The 19,100-nt window shown below is 46.4% G+C and carries 16 protein-coding genes; 6 read left to right on the top strand and 10 right to left on the bottom strand.

Going from position 1 to position 19,100, the window contains the following annotated elements:
• Positions 1 to 11: 11 nt before the first annotated feature.
• The 7 genes from yidC to KI742_RS19625 form a co-directional block, all read right to left on the bottom strand.
• Entirely contained in the window at positions 12 to 1,634 is a 1,623-nt protein-coding gene (gene yidC, locus KI742_RS19655; RefSeq protein ID WP_005383834.1) for a membrane protein insertase YidC, read from the bottom strand.
• A 2-nt stretch (positions 1,635 to 1,636) separates the two neighbouring features.
• On the bottom strand, positions 1,637 to 1,894 hold the full coding sequence (gene yidD, locus KI742_RS19650) for a membrane protein insertion efficiency factor YidD (protein WP_005378822.1): 258 nt from the start codon (positions 1,892 to 1,894) through the stop codon (positions 1,637 to 1,639).
• Entirely contained in the window at positions 1,861 to 2,184 is a 324-nt protein-coding gene (rnpA, locus tag KI742_RS19645) for a ribonuclease P protein component (protein WP_005394102.1), read from the bottom strand. The genes yidD and rnpA overlap by 34 nt, the downstream gene beginning before the upstream one ends.
• A 46-nt stretch (positions 2,185 to 2,230) precedes the next feature.
• Entirely contained in the window at positions 2,231 to 2,365 is a 135-nt protein-coding gene (rpmH, locus tag KI742_RS19640; protein ID WP_005378825.1) for a 50S ribosomal protein L34, read from the bottom strand.
• A gap of 242 nt (positions 2,366 to 2,607) precedes the next feature.
• Positions 2,608 to 3,345 (bottom strand): amino acid ABC transporter ATP-binding protein, encoded by a 738-nt coding sequence (locus tag KI742_RS19635; RefSeq protein ID WP_005378827.1) that lies wholly within the window; start codon positions 3,343 to 3,345, stop codon positions 2,608 to 2,610.
• Positions 3,342 to 4,013 carry an amino acid ABC transporter permease gene (locus tag KI742_RS19630; RefSeq protein WP_005378829.1) on the bottom strand — a complete coding sequence of 224 codons (672 nt, stop codon included), beginning with the start codon at positions 4,011 to 4,013 and terminating at the stop codon, positions 3,342 to 3,344. The genes KI742_RS19635 and KI742_RS19630 overlap by 4 nt, the downstream gene beginning before the upstream one ends.
• 114 nt (positions 4,014 to 4,127) lie before the next feature.
• Positions 4,128 to 4,874, bottom strand: a complete 747-nt coding sequence (locus KI742_RS19625; RefSeq protein ID WP_005383832.1) for an amino acid ABC transporter substrate-binding protein — start codon at positions 4,872 to 4,874, stop codon at positions 4,128 to 4,130.
• 412 nt (positions 4,875 to 5,286) lie between these two features.
• On the opposite strand from KI742_RS19625, the gene dnaA reads away from it, so the two are divergent.
• From dnaA to KI742_RS19595, 6 genes are all read left to right on the top strand, one after another.
• Positions 5,287 to 6,693 (top strand): chromosomal replication initiator protein DnaA, encoded by a 1,407-nt coding sequence (gene dnaA, locus KI742_RS19620; RefSeq protein WP_005378835.1) that lies wholly within the window; start codon positions 5,287 to 5,289, stop codon positions 6,691 to 6,693.
• Positions 6,694 to 6,756: 63 nt separating this feature from the next.
• Positions 6,757 to 7,857 carry a DNA polymerase III subunit beta gene (gene dnaN / locus KI742_RS19615; protein WP_005394106.1) on the top strand — a complete coding sequence of 367 codons (1,101 nt, stop codon included), beginning with the start codon at positions 6,757 to 6,759 and terminating at the stop codon, positions 7,855 to 7,857.
• Positions 7,858 to 7,866: 9 nt separating this feature from the next.
• Positions 7,867 to 8,946: a DNA replication/repair protein RecF gene (recF, locus tag KI742_RS19610; RefSeq protein ID WP_005378839.1), complete on the top strand. Its 1,080-nt coding sequence runs from the start codon at positions 7,867 to 7,869 to the stop codon at positions 8,944 to 8,946.
• 13 nt (positions 8,947 to 8,959) lie between these two features.
• Positions 8,960 to 11,377: a DNA topoisomerase (ATP-hydrolyzing) subunit B gene (gyrB, locus tag KI742_RS19605; RefSeq protein WP_005378841.1), complete on the top strand. Its 2,418-nt coding sequence runs from the start codon at positions 8,960 to 8,962 to the stop codon at positions 11,375 to 11,377.
• Between the two features lie 343 nt (positions 11,378 to 11,720).
• A complete protein-coding gene (locus KI742_RS19600) occupies positions 11,721 to 12,137 on the top strand; it encodes a GreA/GreB family elongation factor (protein WP_017635594.1) in 417 nt (138 codons plus the stop codon).
• Positions 12,138 to 12,670: 533 nt separating this feature from the next.
• Positions 12,671 to 13,108, top strand: coding sequence for an Hsp20 family protein (locus KI742_RS19595; protein ID WP_005378857.1), 438 nt, complete (start codon positions 12,671 to 12,673; stop codon positions 13,106 to 13,108).
• A 127-nt stretch (positions 13,109 to 13,235) separates the two neighbouring features.
• Here KI742_RS19595 and KI742_RS19590 read toward each other — a convergent pair whose 3' ends face one another.
• From KI742_RS19590 to glyS, 3 genes are all read right to left on the bottom strand, one after another.
• The gene (locus KI742_RS19590) at positions 13,236 to 14,489 is read right to left on the bottom strand and encodes a valine--pyruvate transaminase (RefSeq protein WP_025768941.1); all 1,254 of its coding nucleotides are present in this window, start codon (positions 14,487 to 14,489) and stop codon (positions 13,236 to 13,238) included.
• Positions 14,490 to 14,718: 229 nt separating this feature from the next.
• Positions 14,719 to 16,803, bottom strand: a complete 2,085-nt coding sequence (locus KI742_RS19585) for an alpha-amylase (protein ID WP_104975724.1) — start codon at positions 16,801 to 16,803, stop codon at positions 14,719 to 14,721.
• A 217-nt stretch (positions 16,804 to 17,020) separates the two neighbouring features.
• Positions 17,021 to 19,087, bottom strand: a complete 2,067-nt coding sequence (glyS, locus tag KI742_RS19580; protein ID WP_205391068.1) for a glycine--tRNA ligase subunit beta — start codon at positions 19,085 to 19,087, stop codon at positions 17,021 to 17,023.
• Between the last annotated feature and the right edge of the window lie 13 nt (positions 19,088 to 19,100).

Genomic DNA, 19,100 nt, shown 5'->3' with positions numbered 1-19,100 from the left:
TTCCTAAAAGGTTACTTGCTGTGTAAGCCTTTTTTCTCTAATCCTTTGTAGATCAGAGTTTGCTGGATAAGCGTTACGATGTTCGACACCAACCAGTACAGAACGAGACCTGATGGGAAGAACAAGAAGAAGAAGGTAAACATAACCGGCATAAAGGTCATGATCTTCTGCTGCATTGGATCCGTTACTGTTGTCGGGCTCATCTTCTGGATTAGGAACATAGACGCACCCATCAATAGCGGCAGGATGTAGTAAGGGTCCTGCGCTGAAAGGTCATGAATCCAACCGAAGAATGGAGAGTGACGTAGCTCAACCGATTCCATTAGTGCCCAGTATAGTGCGATGAAAATAGGCATCTGTAGGATAAGAGGTAAACAGCCACCTAGTGGGTTCACTTTCTCTTTCTTGTACAGTTCCATCATTTCTTGGCTCATGCGCTGACGGTCATCACCGATACGCTCACGCATTGCTTGCAGCTTAGGCTGAAGCATACGCATTTTCGCCATAGACGTGTATTGCGCTTTTGTTAGTGGGTACATTGCACCACGAACGATGAAGGTCAGACAGATGATTGCCACACCCCAGTTACCAACAAAGCTCTGGATGAATGAAAGCAACATATGAAGAGGCTTCGCAATGAACCATAACCAGCCGTAGTCCACTACTAGGTCTAGGTTAGGTGCCACTTCTGCCATTTCATCTTGCAGTTTTGGACCAACCCAAAGTGTTGCTTCAAACTTAGCCTGATCGCCTGTTGCGATAGTTTTGTTCGGCATACGAACGCCGATGTCGCCTAGGTTGCCAATTACACGAGTGTATAGGTTAGTACCTGGTTCGTTACGTGGGATCCAAGCTGCGGCAAAGTAGTGCTGAATCATTGCTGCCCAACCTTGGCCATCGGCTAGGTTAAGAGACAGGTTGCGATCCTGCATATCATCAAAGCTGTACTTCTTGTAACGCGTATCTTCTGTTGAGTATGCGCCACCACGGTAAGTAGGCATTGTGATGCTACCACCATCGTCCATTAGGTTTTGACGTAGGTGAGCGTACATACCAAATGTTGCGTTGTTGCCTGAGTTGTTCACTACATCGTATTCAACATTAAGCGCGTAGCTGCCGCGTTTAAAGATGTAAGTTTTGGTGTATTCGATGCCGTTTGCAGTGAATGTCATCGGAACGCGAAGTTCATCTTGACCGTCAGCCATTGTGAAGCTGTCTGCACTTACGTTGTAGTGAGGGCGATTTGTGCTGCTCAAGTCGATACCTTGAGGGCCCACTAGACCGCTTTGAGCGATAAATTGGTGACCTTGAGCGTCTTTAAGCAGAACAAAGGAATCTGATGAATCTAACTCAGCAGAGTATTCGTTAAGGTTGGCATGTACCACATCGCCACCAACGGTGTCGATCGACAGAGTTAAAACATCAGTCGTTACTGTGATAGTTTTTGCAGAAGCTTGCTGTTGACCAGGAACTGGGTCAAGTTCATCAGCAAAAGATGGTGCAGGTAGAGTGCTGCTTGATTGAGCCTGTTCAACTGCTTGAGGTTCTGGATTCTTTGCAACTTGCCATTGTTGAAACAGCAAAAAAGAAACCAGGGCCAAACCGATGAGCAGGATATTACGTTGAGAATCCATCGTTAGTTATCTCTGTCTTGTTTTTGGACTGGTGGAACGGGGTCATACCCCCCTTCATTCAAAGGGTGGCATTTTAATAGACGTTTGCCTGATAACCAACATCCTTTTACAAAACCGTGAGCTCTCAAAGCTTCTAGCGCGTAAGTGGAACAGGTTGGTGTGAACCGGCAACGAGGACCAATCAAAGGGCTGATAAACCAGCGATACAGATAAACGAGCCCAATGGCTATCCACGTGAAGGGCGAGACAGGCGTTGCCATAGCTTATCAAACAACTTAAAAATTTCCTCATTGCTTAAATCTTGCGCGCTTTTCTTTGCAATCACAACAAAATCTTTGTTTGGAAGCTGATGTTGATTGTTACGAAAGCTTTCACGAGCCAAACGCTTAAATCGGTTACGACCGACAGCCGTTTTGATTTGCTTTTTGGGAACCGCTAAACCTAATCGTGGGTGAGAAAGTTTGTTATTGCGAGCAATGATGGTGAAATGAGGCGAGCCAGCTCGATGAGCTTGCTGGAAGACGTTTTGATAATGCTCGGGAGTTAACAAACGTAACTCCCGATTAAACGCGTACGTGTTCAAAATAAACTAGCGATTATTTTGATAGGCGCGCACGGCCTTTTGCACGACGTGCGTTGATAACTTTACGACCGTTCTTAGTTGCCATGCGAGCACGGAAGCCGTGAGTACGCTTGCGCTTTAGAACTGTAGGTTGAAAAGTGCGTTTCATGATAATTACCTTTACTGATCAGTAGTTTTAGGTTCTTGTTAAACCCGGCGTGGGTATTTGCTTTCTTATATAAAGAAGCTCTTTATATAGAGAAGGACAACCGACGCCTCTCAACAAAGAGGCGGAATTGTAATCACACTCACATAATGTGTCAATGACTCAATGAGTACGAAATTCCGGCCGGGCGATTATACGTAGTGTGAGTAAAATCTCAAGGATCAATCGATCCTGATGCTTGATCGTTACTCTATTCCTACTTGGTTAAGGAATTTTTTCAAACGAGGATCTTGTGGATTATCGAAGATATCCTGTGGAGAACCTTGCTCAACGATATTGCCTTCCGCCATGAAGATCACTCTATCAGCGACTTCTTTCGCGAATTGCATCTCGTGCGTCACCACCAGCATGGTTTGATGCTGATTAGCTAACTTCTTCATTAATGAGAGAACTTCACCGACCCATTCAGGATCCAGCGCAGAAGTTGGTTCGTCAAACAACAGCAGTTCTGGTTGTAGCGCCATCGCTCGGCCGATACCCACACGTTGTTGTTGGCCGCCAGACAATGCCGCTGGATAACTATCGCCTTTATCCCCAAGACCGATGTCATCCAGAATTTGTTGCGCTCGTTTGAGAGCATCGGCTTTTTTCCAACCTCGAACGGTCACTAGACCTTCGGCAATGTTCTGGCGCGCATTCATGTGGGCAAACAGGGCATAGTTTTGGAACACAAAGCCAGTTCGACGACGCAGCGCTAATACTTCGGCTTTAGTGTGTTTTTGAGTATCCACGGAGATGTCATCTATCGTGATACGACCTTCATCTGCTTGTTCTAGAAAGTTCACCGTACGCAGCAAGGTTGATTTACCCGTACCACTTGAGCCGATAATCACGATGATCTCACCTTGCTTAATATCGAGGTCGATGCCTTTCAGCACTTCAGTCTCACCAAAACGTTTGTGAATATTTTCTAACTTAATCATCGTACGTACGCCTTATTCAGTTTTGCTTCTGCCCAGATTTGTACGCGAGTCAGAATCACCACCACGCCCCAGTAAATAAGAGCAACCGCAAGGAAAGCTTCAAAGAAACGGAAACTTGATGAGGCTTCCATCTGTGCTTTCGCCATGATTTCGGCCACACCAAGCGTGAAAGCAAGAGACGTTGACTTGATCATATCGATGAAATAGTTCATCAATGAAGGCAGTGCGACACGCGTTGCTTGAGGTAAAATCACTCGGCGCATTGCTTGGGATGTCGTCATACCGACCGATAAGCTCGCTTCCATTTGGCTGCGATCAATGCCAATAATGGCGGCACGAATACTTTCCGCCATATAAGCGGCAAAGTGCAGCGTTAAACCGATAACCGCTGCTGAAAAGGCGTCGATACCGACCATCAATGGAAAAATTTGCGGTAAGCCGTAATAGAGCAGGAAAAGCTGAACCAACAGTGGGGTGCCACGGAAGAAGCTGATGTACAGTTGGCTTAATTGATCCAGAACTGGCAGTTTAAATACGCGAATATTGGCTAAAATGACGGATAAAATCAGCGAAAACACCAATCCCCATGTCGCCATTTCCATGGTTGTGCCAAGATATTTCAGCAATATCGGCAGCAGTTCCAACATGTAATTAAAGTCAAATCCCATACGGCTTACCTAAAGGCTAGAGAAAAGAAAAGGTGGAAAACAAGTTCCACCTTTACGTAAGTTTATTTTAGTCCGAGAGTGATACCACTTTGCGGCCTAAAGTACAAAGAGTTCTTATTTCGTGATGTCAGCGCCAAACCACTTCACGGAAATTTTCTCTACTGTACCATCTGCGCGCATCTCAGCCAGTGCTTTGTTTACTTCTTCTTGCAGCTTACGACCTTTCTCGTTTTCAACGAAAGGCCATGCGTTTTGAATGGTCTCAAACGGTTCGCCTGCCAATTCCAGAGGAAGGCCAGTTTTCTTAATCAGCTCTAACGCAGAAAGACGATCCATTACAAACGCGTCTGCACGACCGAGCGCCACGTCATGTTCGATACCTGTGTCGTACGTTTTAATGTTGATCTTGCCGTCTTTGTCGTATTGACGCAGCAGTTGCTCAAAGTTAGAGCCTAGGTTCACCGCAACGGTTTTGCCCGCAAGATCGTCAACACCTTTGATGCTGTCGTTGCCTTTACGCACGGTAATTTGTGCGCCATCTACAACGTAAGGGTCAGCAAATAGGTATTTAGCTTTACGCTCATCAGTCATGGTGATTTGGTTGGAGATCGTATCGATACGACCAGTTTCTAAAAGACCAAATAAACCAGAGAAGTTGGCTGTTACGTATTCGATTTTGTAATCGTTACGTTTACCGATTTCATCCCACATGTCGACTTCAAAGCCTTGTAGCTTGTCTTGCTTTACAAAAGTAAACGGGAAGTAGCGACCTGACATACCAACTTTGACTTCAGTAGCGGCTTGTACGGTTGCTGCCGACAGTGCAATGGCTGCAACGGCAACCTTAATCCAGTTTTTCATAATACATCTCCATAATTTTATGGTTGGAAATACTACTGTTAGTTAGCTCAATTAAATAAATAACCAAGAGCAATAACCTAGACCTGTGAGTTATTAGATAATAGAAGAAGAATGTTAAATGTGACGAAAATGCGAACTGAACCTAGCGAAATGATCGACAAAATCAGCATTGGGAATAAAATAATACACAGACTTATCACCAATCGCTCGATCTTGTGAATTTTGCCCAATTGTGGATCGTTGTGTGGGCAAATTTGGGGCAAGGTGTGTTGATCTCATCAAGTTTGCAGAAATAATTGTGAATAACTTGGATCTTATTCACTGGATCGTCGATCAATCGCTGGCGATCTTGGTTATCAACAGGTAAAATTGCCAGTCTTTTCCGATAATTCAATTACTCAGTGGGGGCACCGTGTCATCTTCGCTTTGGCTGCAATGTTTGCAGCAGCTTCAAGAAGAGCTACCAGCTACAGAATTCAGCATGTGGGTTCGTCCGCTACAAGCGGAGCTCAATGACAATACTCTCACTCTATTCGCGCCAAACCGCTTTGTGTTGGACTGGGTGCGTGATAAGTATCTGAACAATATTACTCGCTTACTGCAGGAATACTGCGGTGGCGATATTCCTAACTTACGTTTTGAAGTGGGGAGCCGACCTGTCTCTGCACCAAAACCAGCGCCGACACGTACGCCTGCAGATGTGGCTGCCGAGTCATCTGCACCTGCGCAATTACAGGCGCGTAAGCCAGTACACAAAACCTGGGATGACGACGCTCAAGCGATTGCGGCTATCAATCACCGCTCAAACATGAACCCAAAACACAAGTTCGATAACTTTGTTGAAGGTAAGTCGAACCAACTGGGTTTGGCTGCGGCGCGTCAGGTATCGGATAACCCAGGTGCAGCTTACAACCCACTATTCCTATACGGCGGCACGGGTTTGGGTAAAACCCACTTATTGCATGCGGTGGGTAACGCGATTGTGGATAACAACCCGAACGCAAAAGTGGTCTACATGCACTCAGAACGTTTTGTGCAAGACATGGTGAAAGCGCTGCAAAACAATGCGATTGAAGAATTCAAACGCTACTACCGCAGTGTGGATGCACTCCTTATCGATGACATCCAATTCTTTGCTAATAAAGAACGTTCGCAAGAAGAATTCTTCCATACCTTCAACGCACTATTGGAAGGTAATCAGCAGATCATTCTAACGTCTGACCGTTATCCTAAAGAAATTAATGGCGTTGAAGATCGTCTTAAATCTCGCTTTGGTTGGGGTCTTACTGTTGCGATCGAGCCGCCTGAGCTTGAAACGCGTGTGGCGATCTTGATGAAAAAAGCTGAAGATCACCAAATCCACCTTGCTGATGAAGTGGCATTCTTCATTGCCAAGCGTCTGCGTTCGAACGTTCGTGAGCTAGAAGGTGCATTGAACCGTGTTATCGCGAACGCGAACTTTACTGGTCGTCCAATCACGATTGATTTTGTGCGTGAAGCGCTGCGCGATCTGCTTGCTCTACAAGAGAAGCTGGTGACGATCGATAACATTCAAAAGACCGTGGCGGAATACTACAAGATTAAAGTGGCGGACTTGCTGTCTAAGCGTCGTTCTCGTTCTGTAGCGCGTCCTCGTCAGCTGGCTATGGCGTTAGCAAAAGAACTAACCAACCATAGCTTGCCTGAAATTGGCGATGCGTTTGGGGGCCGCGATCATACGACCGTACTTCATGCTTGTCGCAAGATTGAGCAGCTGCGTGAAGAGAGCCACGACATTAAAGAAGATTACTCTAACTTGATTCGCACCCTGTCTTCGTAATCGGTTAGAATAACGGTATTCTAAGCAAATCATTTATTGAGCTGACAGCGTAAAGAGCCAAGCATGAAATTTACCATTGAACGTAGTCATTTAATCAAACCGCTACAGCAGGTTTCGGGCGCTTTAGGTGGCCGACCAACTCTGCCAATCCTGGGTAACCTACTTCTTAAAGTAGAAGAGAACGTATTGTCGATGACGGCAACCGATCTTGAAGTAGAGTTAGTAAGCAAAGTGACGCTAGAAGGTGATTTTGAAGCGGGCAGCATTACCGTTCCCTCGCGTAAGTTTCTCGATATCTGCCGTGGTTTACCGGACGATGCGATCATCACATTTGTATTAGAAGGTGATCGCGTACAAGTTCGCTCTGGTCGCAGCCGTTTCTCGTTGGCAACGCTTCCTGCGAACGATTTCCCTAATATTGAAGACTGGCAAAGCGAAGTGGAAGTATCACTGAGCCAAGCTGATTTACGTACGCTGATCGACAAAACTCAGTTCTCGATGGCGAATCAAGACGTTCGTTACTACCTCAACGGCATGTTGTTTGAAATTGACGGCACCACGCTACGCAGCGTGGCGACGGACGGCCACCGTATGGCGGTATCGCAAACTCAGCTAGGTGCGGACTTTGCGCAGAAGCAAATCATCGTGCCACGCAAAGGTGTGCAAGAATTAGTAAAGTTGATGGATGCGCCAGAGCAGCCCGTAGTACTTCAGATCGGTAGCTCCAATGTTCGTGCTGAGGTGAATAACTTTACTTTTACCTCTAAGTTGGTTGATGGTCGTTTCCCTGACTACCGCCGTGTATTGCCTCAGAGCACCAATAAGACACTGATAGCAAGTTGTGACGAGTTGCGCCAAGCCTTCTCTCGTGCTGCGATTCTTTCCAACGAAAAATTCCGTGGCGTGCGTGTGAATCTGGCTGATACTGAAATGCGCATAACCGCGAATAACCCAGAACAAGAAGAAGCGGAAGAGATGCTTGATGTAACCTTTGAAGGTGACGCCATCGAAATCGGCTTTAACGTAAGCTATGTGCTTGATGTTCTGAACACGTTGCGTTGTGAAAATGTACGTGTGTCGATGTCGGATGCTAACGCTAGCGCGTTGATTGAAAATGCCGACGATGACAGTGCCATGTACGTGGTGATGCCAATTCGTCTATAAGCCAACTGAATGCCTCTTTCTCGTCTCATCATTCAGCAGTTTCGAAACATTAAAGCCTGTGATATTGAGTTATCAGCAGGCTTTAACTTTCTTATCGGGCCGAACGGCAGCGGTAAAACCAGTGTCTTAGAAGCGGTTTATCTGCTCGGGCATGGCCGCTCATTCAAGAGCTCTCTCACCGGACGAGTGATACAAAATGAGTGTGACGAACTGTTTGTTCATGGTCGTTTTTTGAACTCGGATCAATTTGAGCTACCTATCGGCATTAATAAGCAGCGTGATGGCTCAACAGAGGTTAAAATAGGCGGTCAATCTGGACAAAAATTAGCGCAGTTGGCACAAGTTCTGCCTCTGCAGTTGATACACCCAGAAGGGTTTGATTTACTGACAGATGGCCCTAAACATCGTCGTGCGTTTATTGATTGGGGCGTGTTTCATACCGAGCCCGCTTTTTATCAAGCATGGGGAAGGTTCAAGCGCCTGAACAAGCAGCGCAACGCGTTGTTGAAAACCGCCAATAGTTATCGTGAGCTCAGTTATTGGGATCAGGAAATGGCAGGATTGGCTGAAAACATCAGCCAATGGCGAGCAAGTTACATCGAGCAGATGAAAACCGTCGCAGAAACTATCTGTCAGACATTTTTGCCAGAATTTGAGATCCAATTGAAGTATTATCGTGGCTGGGATAAAGACACCCCATACCACGAGATACTAGAAAAGAATTTTGAGCGTGATCAGGCATTGGGATACACCTTTAGTGGCCCAAACAAAGCTGATTTGCGCATTAAAGTGAACGGAACGCCCGTTGAAGATGTTCTGTCACGCGGTCAATTAAAACTCATGGTGTGTGCATTGCGTGTAGCGCAAGGGCAACACCTGACAGAGATGGCCGGTAAACAATGCATTTACCTAATTGATGACTTCGCGTCGGAATTAGATAGCCAACGTCGCAAGCGTCTTGCTGACTGCTTAAAAGAGACGGGCGCACAAGTATTTGTAAGCTCTATCACTGAAAGCCAAATCGCCGATATGTTGGACGATAACGGTAAATTGTTTCATGTGGAACATGGCAGGATAGAGTCAAACTAGAAGAGAGAAACTCATGTCTGAAAATTACGATTCATCGAGTATTAAGGTACTGAAGGGTCTGGATGCGGTACGTAAGCGTCCAGGAATGTACATCGGCGATACGGACGACGGCACCGGCCTTCACCACATGGTTTTCGAGGTGGTGGATAACTCAATTGATGAAGCGTTGGCAGGTCACTGTAAAGACATCGTTGTGACAATTCATGAGGATAACTCGGTTTCCGTTAGCGATGATGGTCGTGGCATTCCAACAGAAATCCACTCTGAGGAAAATGTCTCTGCAGCAGAAGTAATCATGACGGTTCTTCACGCGGGTGGTAAGTTCGACGATAACTCATACAAAGTATCGGGTGGTCTTCACGGGGTAGGTGTTTCAGTAGTAAACGCACTATCAGAGAAAGTTGAGCTAACGATTCATCGTGGTGGCCATATCCATACGCAAACCTACCGCCATGGTGAGCCTCAAGCGCCACTAGCCGTTGTGGGTGATACGGATAAAACCGGTACACAAATTCGTTTCTGGCCAAGTGCCGAGACGTTCTCTAACACAGAGTTCCACTATGACATTCTGGCGAAGCGCCTGCGTGAACTGTCATTCCTGAACTCTGGTGTGTCGATCAAATTGGTTGATGAACGTGAAGCAGACAAACATGATCACTTCATGTATGAAGGTGGTATTCAAGCGTTCGTTGATCACCTAAACACCAACAAAACGCCAATCATCGAAAAAATCTTCCACTTTAACTCTGAGCGTGAAGACGGCATTTCAGTTGAAGTGGCGATGCAATGGAACGATGGTTTCCAAGAGAACATCTTCTGCTTTACCAACAATATCCCACAGCGTGATGGTGGTACTCACCTTGCTGGTTTCCGTGCTGCGCTAACACGTACATTGAACAGCTTTATGGATAAAGAAGGTTTCTCGAAGAAAGCGAAAACAGCGACTTCAGGCGACGATGCGCGTGAAGGTCTAACTGCGGTTGTTTCGGTGAAAGTACCTGATCCTAAGTTCTCAAGCCAAACAAAAGACAAACTGGTTTCTTCTGAAGTGAAATCAGCTGTTGAGTCTGCAATGGGTGAAAAACTGTCTGAGTTCCTGATTGAGAACCCGACAGAAGCGAAGATGGTTTGTTCGAAAATCATCGATGCAGCACGTGCTCGTGAAGCAGCGCGTAAAGCTCGTGAAATGACGCGCCGTAAAGGTGCGCTAGACCTAGCTGGCCTTCCAGGTAAACTTGCAGACTGTCAGGAAAAAGATCCGGCACTCTCTGAACTATACATAGTGGAGGGTGATTCGGCAGGCGGCTCCGCAAAACAAGGCCGTAACCGTAAGAACCAAGCAATCCTACCGCTAAAAGGTAAGATTCTTAACGTAGAAAAAGCACGTTTCGACAAGATGCTATCTTCTCAAGAAGTAGCAACACTGATCACCGCACTAGGTTGTGGTATCGGTCGTGACGAGTACAACCCGGACAAGCTTCGTTACCACAACATCATCATCATGACCGATGCCGATGTCGATGGTTCGCACATCCGTACGCTACTGTTGACCTTCTTCTACCGTCAAATGCCAGAGCTTATCGAGCGTGGTTACGTGTACATCGCTCAGCCACCACTATACAAAGTGAAAAAAGGCAAACAAGAGCAATACATCAAAGATGAAGAAGCGATGAACCAATACCAAGTATCATTAGCTCTGGATAATGCATCGCTACACGTAAACGCAGAAGCACCTGCACTGGCTGGTGAAGCACTAGAGAAGCTTGTTCAACAGTACAATGCGGGTATTAAACTGGCGGAACGTATGAGCCGTCGCTACCCAAGTGCTTTGGTAAACGAGTTGATTTACACTCCTCGCCTAACGCCAGAGCAATGCCATGACGCATCAGTTGTGGAAGCTTGGACGAAGCAGCTTATTGAACAGCTGAATGCGAAAGAAGTGGGTGCAAGCCAGTACAGCTACGAAGTTGAGCAGCACGAAGAGCTAGGCTTAAACTTGCCTAAGATTGTGGTTCGTACTCACGGCGTGACGCACGAACATGCAATTAGCATCGACTTCCTAAACTCGAAAGAGTACGGCAAGTTGGCTGATCTATCAGAAGCACTTGATGGACTTCTGGAAGAAGGCGCGTACATCAAACGTGGTGAGCGTACTATGCCAGTGGCAAACTTTGCAGAAGCGCTTGACTGGTTAGTGAAAGAGTCAATGCGTGGCTTAAGCCGTCAGCGCTACAAAGGTCTAGGTGAGATGAACCCAGACCAACTTTGGGAAACCACCATGGACCCAGAAACTCGTCGTATGATGCAGGTAACGATTGAAGATGCGGTAGGTGCAGATCAACTGTTCACTACGCTAATGGGTGACCAAGTAGAACCTCGTCGTAACTTCATCGAAGAGAACGCACTGAAAGTAGCGAACCTAGACGTATAACGACACTGTTCGTGATAGTAAAAAGCAGCGAGAAATCGCTGCTTTTTTTGTTGTACCACCAGCTAAAATCGCCACTTTCTGCTAAAGCGGATGTTTTTCTGGTACTAACTGCCAACAACCCGATCAAGCCTGCCATTTTATTTCTGTTTTCTTTTTTTCTCGCCATTTTGTTCGCTTGAGCGTTTTTGCTTTCTTTTTTCTGCTCGCTATAGTGCTGAAGAGCTGATGAATAAGGAGACTAAGAAAATGGTGATGACTTTCCTGAACTAAGCCGGAAGTGATGCACTTCCGGTTCAATGCACTGAATTTATTTGTAAGACAAGGCATTAAGAAGGAAATAATCATGTTTGAACGCTGGTTCTCAGCGTACTGCTTGGCGCTGCGAACTTGGTGGTTAACCAGTCGCTTTTTAACCTATCAATCACCACTAAGGTTGTTATCGCTATTTGAAATCTGCGAGCAACAAGCCCATTGCCGTAACCGAGCTCGTATTGCGGTTGGGGACACGGTTCGCTTAGTGGATGTTGAACGCGCCTATCAATATCGCATGACATTGGTCAGCTCGCGTAAGGGGCAACCCATGACAGGTATGCTCGCGGTCGATTCTTATTTGGGGTCTCGACTGTTAGGTCGAGCTAAAAATGATGCGCTCGAAGTGGAAATTTTTAATCAGCGACGCTGCTTTGTGATTACTGAAATTGTTCATCAATCGCAGCCACCAGCTCAGAAAATGCTGTGTGGTTGTCTGTTGTGCCAATAAATAGAGGTGAAGTCATGAGTAAGAAAGAAAAGAAACAACCGCAGTTGAGTCTAAAAGAAAAGCGCAAACTAAAGCAGGAAAAGGCGGCAGAAAAGGACGTTGTAAAAGCGCGTAAATCCTCCCGCAAGTAAAGTGTAGATTGAGCCCCCCAGAACGGCGGGCTTTTTATCACAGATCGCGAAGTGATGAGGAACTAAGCTGTTCAAGGGGATAGTGGATGCTTTAAAAATTTTTTATTTTTTCCCTTGAAAGTCATTTTTGACGACCTTATATCTAGTTACGAAGAGGGTGACTGGCTTGCTAGAGACTAGAAGACCAGCCCTCTGAAATCGCTAAAACGAGATCGCTCAGAAGAGGATATGGCGTTTTAGCACACAACTTAAACCTTTAGATTCAATATCATGTCTCCGAGCCAAACCAAGGCCAGTGGAATGATAAGAATCTCTTAGTTCGGCGTTGGTTTTTGCATAAACACGCCAGTAGGATGAAACTCATCTGAACTAAGACTATTGCTTAATTAAGAGGATAGATTTATGCGTAATGTAGATTTCTCACCACTATACCGTAATGCAATTGGCTTTGATCGTCTGCTAAACCTGATGGAAGCGAATACAGCGAAAAATACTTCTGGCGGTTACCCTCCATACAACATTGAGCAAAAAGACGAGCACAACTACCGTATTACTATGGCCGTTGCTGGCTTTGCTGAAGAACAGCTCGATCTGACTCAAAACGAAAACATGTTGATTGTAAAGGGCGAACGTAAAGCCGAAGAAGGCAAAAACTATGTTTACCAAGGTATTGCAGAACGTGATTTTGAACGTAAATTCCAGCTAGCGGATTACGTAAAAGTTGTCGGTGCATCAATGGAAAACGGTCTGCTTCATATCGATTTAGTTCGTGAAATCCCTGAAGCCATGCAACCACGTAAGATTGCTATCGGTGGTAACAACCTGATTGAGAACAACTAATCAGTTAACCACCCGGTTATAGAATGAGAAAGAGCGCCATATGGGCGCTCTTTTTAGTTTGGGGGTTTTCAAATCCGCTATTTCAAAGCCGTAATTTCAAAGAGAAGAACGGCTGAGTTCAATCCGTCTATTTACCTTCGCGGTAAGCCTTTTCCACTTCTTCAGCGATAATCGCAATGCCTTTTTGCATCATCTCATCATCTTGAACGTAGTTCATACGCAGGCATTGGTGCGCGTGATCCCACTCGTCTTGCTGACCAATAAAGAAATATTCACCAGGGACAATCAATACGCCACGCGCTTTCAAGCGTTGGTACAGTTCCATTGTTGTGATTGGCAGTTCATCAAACCATAACCACAAGAAGATAGCGCCTTCCGGCTTGTGGATGCGGAATCGCTCATCGGTAATTGCTTGTTGGAGCAGTTCAACCGCACGTTGTGATTTTTGCTTGTAGAACGGCTTAATCACCTCTGAACTCAGTTTAAGCAGATCACCTTTGCCAATTATATGGTTTGCCAGCGCTGGACCAACACTGCCCGGCGCTAGGCTGATGATGCCGTTCATATTGGTTAACGCTTGAGTGATTTCTTCACTCGCAATCACAATGCCACAACGCACACCTGGCAAGCCAAGTTTAGATAGGCTCATGCATAGGATGGTGTTTTCATTCCAGAACGGTTCGACATCTTCAAAGATGATGTTCGGGAAAGGTAGACCGTAGGCATTATCGATGATCAGCGGGATGTTGTTCTCACGTGCTAGCTTGTCCAGCTTACGTACTTCTTCATCTGTCAGTACATTACCCGTTGGGTTAGTTGGGCGAGACGCGCAGATTGCCGCAACAGAGTCGTCGACGGTTAGCTGCTCAAAATCGACGTGGTATTTAAACAGACCGTTATCTAACAGCTCGATTTCTGGGTGGTAAGAGATAAAGATATCTTCATCAATGCCTGCATCACCATAACCGATATACTCAGGTGCGATAGGCAGTAGCACTTTCTTATGCGAACCATCTGGCTGTTTACCTGCCAACAAGTTGAACAAGTAGAAAAAGCCACTTTGGCTGCCGTTAGTTAGGCTGATGTTTTTTTCTGAAATATCCCAGCCGTAAGTTTCACGGAATAACTGAGCTAGCGCTTTGACGAACGCGTCTTTACCCTGCGGGCCATCGTAGTTGGCGAGGGCGGCGACGAGCTCCCCACTGGCGAGCATTTCCTCACTGGCTTGGTGAAAGTAATCGAGCATGGCAGGAATGGCGGCAGGATTACCTCCACCGAGCATGATGGCACCTGGTGTGCGCAGACCATCATTCAAATCGTCCATTAACTGCGTAATACCTGAATACTGATTAAATTTTTCACCAAACTTTGAGAACTGCATGCTGACTTATACCTAATTCATTGTGATTGCTTTGTGTATGTTTATGCCGATGTTTTATCGGCTTATCGAGTAATCCTTGACCTTACCTCAATGTGTAATTAACGCAAAGTGTGAATTAAGCCGAAAAAGAAAAAAGTGCGTCATCAGACCAGAGGAACGAGACAAAAGGGCAAAAAGAACAATAAAAAAGGGAAGCTTATGCTTCCCTTGCTGGTGGAGAGAGTGTGATTTACTCACCGGTGTAAACAATCAACACCTTGTCGTCTTGGTATTGGCGTTCAAACGCGTAGTAACCTTCTTGGTTGCGAGTGATGTGCTTACCTTGAGCAACTGCTGGGTGGCGTTTACGGAATTCACCCAACTTTTGCCAATGTTTCAGTAGATCTTCTCGCTCGCCATGAATCTTATCCCATGGCATATCTGAGCGTGTGCCTTGGTGGGCGTCTGAACCAGTAATGCCAAAATCACGAGCTATCTCATCACCGTAATAGATTTGTACTGCACCGGGAGCCAGCATCAGAGCATTCGCGGCACGTGCTTGGTCATCAAAGCTGCGACTGCGCGCTGACCAAAACAGCTGTGTATCGTGTGAAGATAGGTAGCTCAACACGTTGAACTCAGGATCGGTATTGATGCGTTCTGCATAGCGGCGGTAATCATTATCAAGTTGAGCGAAACACTTCAGCGCTTTTGGTGCTACGTCAGATTGGAACTCGAAGTTGATGATGGAATCGAAGCCGTTATCGAAATACGGGCTTTTCACCACGCTGTGTGCCCACACTTCACCCGTCATCCAGAAAGGTAAGTCATCCAAGGCTTTGTCCGGGTTGTTTTGCTTCCACTGGGCAAGCGCTTGGGTGGTGCTGGCTTTCAGCTCTGCCCACGCTTCCATTTCAACGTGTTTTGCGGTGTCGACACGGAAGCCGTCAATGCCGTAGTCACGTACCCAATCGGATAACCAGGTAATCAGGTGTTCACGTGGGGTTTGCAGCTCATCTTGCGCATTGGTGTCTTTATTGCGGAAGAAGTTTGGTAATCCGGTTTTCTGAGTCGATTCGGTTTTGAGATCCGGTAGGTAGTTCAAAGACATGGTGATGTCGTTGTAGCCCGGAGCATCGTAGTCGCCAATATCGGTGCGGATCCAATCTTTGCCCCACCATTTATCCCACGCTTCGCTATCACCGTATTTGATGTAGTCGTTGAAGCTGTGCCAGCTTTGTCCTGATTTTGGCTGCCAGTCGGTCCATTTTTCACCAAGGACTTGTTTGGCTTCTTGGTCATCAAGGTAAAGCTGACCAAAGCCGAATTCCTGCATGTCTGCTAATGTCGCATAACCTGTGTGGTTCATGACTACATCCCAAATCACGCGGATACCTTTCTTGTGGGCGGTATCGACGAAGGTTCTGAGTTCATCTTCGGTACCCATGTTGGCATCAAGCTTGGTCCAGTCTTGATGGTAGTAGCCGTGGTAGCCGTAGTGCTTAAAGTCGCCTTTATCGCCGCCGCCAACCCAGCCGTGGATTTGTTCCAGTGGTGAGGTTATCCAGATAGCATTCACACCAAGTGATTCGATGTAATCGAGTTTTTTCGTCAGACCCGCTAAGTCACCACCGTGGAAGGTACCAATCTCATATTTTCCGTCTTTACTGCGACCGTAGCTGTTGTCGTTGTCAGGGTTGCCATTGTAGAAGCGGTCAGTCATGACGAAGTACACTGTTGCGTTATCCCAGCTGAACGGTTTGTCGGCTTGCTGTTCAACTTCTTCTAGCAGCAATAGACCTTGGCTCATAGGACCCGGTTGCATGGTGACGCTGCCATTGGCGACAGTGGTTTCTTGTTCGGTTAAGGCATCACGAACGACAGCGCCATCATTAAAGGTTTGAGCAACGTTGATGGTTTTTGGCGTGTCAGTTGCGACAGGGCAAGAGTAGGTGATGTCCTGACTTTGTTTTGGTTTAATTTTTACCGTCAGTTCGTTGGTGGTTGGATTGAGCGTAAATTGATAGGTATTGGCTTTGAAGATGCGCAGCGGCATTTGTGCATCAGTGGCGCAATTATCCATTTTTAATGGACGATTGAACTTAATGCGATCTTCTTCTGCTAGGGCAAAGCTACTTCCACAGCTTTGATTACTGTCGGCAATGGTAAAGGTGTAGCTGCCTTTTTCGAGTTTTTGCTCGGCGACAAGTAAGCCCTGTGAGTTTTCCTCAAAAACAGCGGTATCATCACCAACGCTTAATACGATGGCATTTTCTGGAATCTGGCTGCAGGCGCTCAGTAGACCGATAGAGAGTGCGAGAATTGTTTTTTTCATTGTGTCCTTCCCCCGAATAAACAGTCCAGTTATAGCAAAACTGTGCCTCTACAATCCGAGCTCTATACCAACAAGTTAAACGCGTCTCACCCTACAAATTTTAGTCTTGTTCACAAAATGAATAATAAGCGTCACCTTCATCGGTTTGAAGGCAACAAAAAAGGGAAGCATCTGCTTCCCTTTTACTTATTTCTTAATCACTTCGAAGAGTAATGAATTACTTTTGAAGCAAAGAAATGTCTGCGATCTGTAGGAACAGGTTACGCAGGTTGTTCAGTAGTGTCAGACGGTTCTTCTTAAGTGCTTCGTCGTCTGCCATTACCATTACGTTATCAAAGAACGCATCAACTGGTTCACGTAGGTCAGCTAGCTTGCTTAGGGCTTCTTGGTAGTTACCTGTAGCAAATGCTGGCTCTAGCGCTTCAGTCATTACTTCAACGCTTTCTGCTAGTGCTTTCTCTGCGTCTTCTTGTAGAAGTGCTAGGTCGATGTCTGCTGCTAGTTCGCCGTCGAATTTCGCTAGGATATTACCTACACGTTTGTTCGCTGCTGCTAGAGACTCTGCTGCTTCTAGTTCACGGAAGTGAGAAACCGCTTTAACTCGTTGGTCGAAGTCTGCTGGTTTCGTCGGACGACGAGCTAGAACCGCTTGAATGATGTCTACGCTGAAGCCTTCGTCTTGGTACCAAGCACGGAAACGACCAAGCATAAACTCGATAACGTCTTGTTCAACGTTGTCGTTGGTTAGGCGGTCGCCGAACAGTGACTTCGCTTTCGCTACTAGGTCAACAAGATCTAGGTTGTAGCCGTATTCAACGATGATACGTAGTACACCTAGAGATGCGCGGCGTAGTGCGAATGGATCGCTGCCTTTAGGCGCTTGACCAATACCGAAGATACCTACGATAGTGTCTAGCTTGTCTGCCATTGCAACTGCAGTTGAAACACCGTTTGATGGCAGTTCATCACCTGCGAAACGAGGCATGTATTGCTCGTTCAGTGCTACTGCAACTTCTTCTGCTTCACCGTCGTGGCGAGCGTAGTGCATACCCATAACGCCTTGAGTATCCGTGAATTCGAATACCATTGAGGTCATTAGGTCACATTTTGCTAGTAGACCAGCACGCTTTGACTTCTCAACGTCAGCACCGATTTGCTCAGCAATGTAGCCAGCAAGTTCAGTGATGCGGTCTGTTTTGTCTTTGATCGTACCCAGTTGCTTTTGGAAGATCGCTTGTTCTAGTTCTGGCAGACGGTCGATAAGCGGACGCTTACGGTCTGTGTTGAAGAAGAACTCTGCGTCAGCAAGACGAGGACGAACCACTTTCTCGTTACCTTCGATTACGTAACGAGGCTCTTTTGATTCGATGTTCGATACGAAGATGAAGTTAGGTAGTAGCTTCTTGTTTTCATCGTAGACAGGGAAGTACTTCTGGTCACCCTTCATGGTGTAAACCAACGCTTCAGAAGGCACTTTTAGGAACTCTTCTTCAAACTTCGCTGTTAGTACTACTGGCCATTCAACCAGAGACGTTACTTCTTCTACTAGGTCATCTTCTAGATCAGCGATACCGCCAACCGCTGCTGCCGCTTTTTGTGCGTCAGCTAGGATGATTGCTTTACGCGCTTCGTAATCTGCCATTACTTTACCGCGCTCTTCTAGAATCGCAGGGTATTGCTCAGCAGAATCGATAGTGAACTCTTGCTCACCCATGAAGCGGTGACCACGGATAGTGCGGTCTGAAGCGACACCAAGGATCTCGCCTTCGATTAGATCGCTGCCCATTAGCATGGTTAGCGTCTTAACTGGACGGATAAATTGAGTCGTTTTGTTACCCCAACGCATTGGTTTTGCGATAGGTAGGTTTGCTAGTGCTTTCGCTGCAAGTTCAACTACGATCTCAGACGTTGGCTGACCTTTCACTTCTTGTTTGAACAGTAGCCATTCACCTTTGTCTGTTACCATGCGCTCTGCTCGGTCAACCGTGATGCCACAACCGCGTGCCCAGCCTTGAGCCGCTTTTGTTGGGTTGCCTTCCGCGTCAAATGCTGCAGAAACCGCAGGACCACGCTTCTCAACAACTTTGTCAGACTGGCTGTCTGCTAGTGCTGCCACTTTAAGTGCAAGACGACGAGGTGCCGCGAACCATTTCACGCCTTCGTGAGCAAGCTCAGCGCCTTTTAGTTCTGCTTCGAAGTTTGCTGCGAATGCTTCAGCTAGAGTGCGAAGTTGCGTTGGTGGTAGCTCTTCTGTACCTAGCTCGATTAGAAATTCTTTTGCCATGTTACTCTACCCC

This window comes from Vibrio sp. D417a, from assembly GCF_030248595.1.
GTDB classification, from domain to species: domain Bacteria; phylum Pseudomonadota; class Gammaproteobacteria; order Enterobacterales; family Vibrionaceae; genus Vibrio; species Vibrio alginolyticus.
The sequence above is the reverse complement of the archived record's forward strand: the minus strand, read 5'-3'. Positions and strand labels throughout refer to the sequence as shown.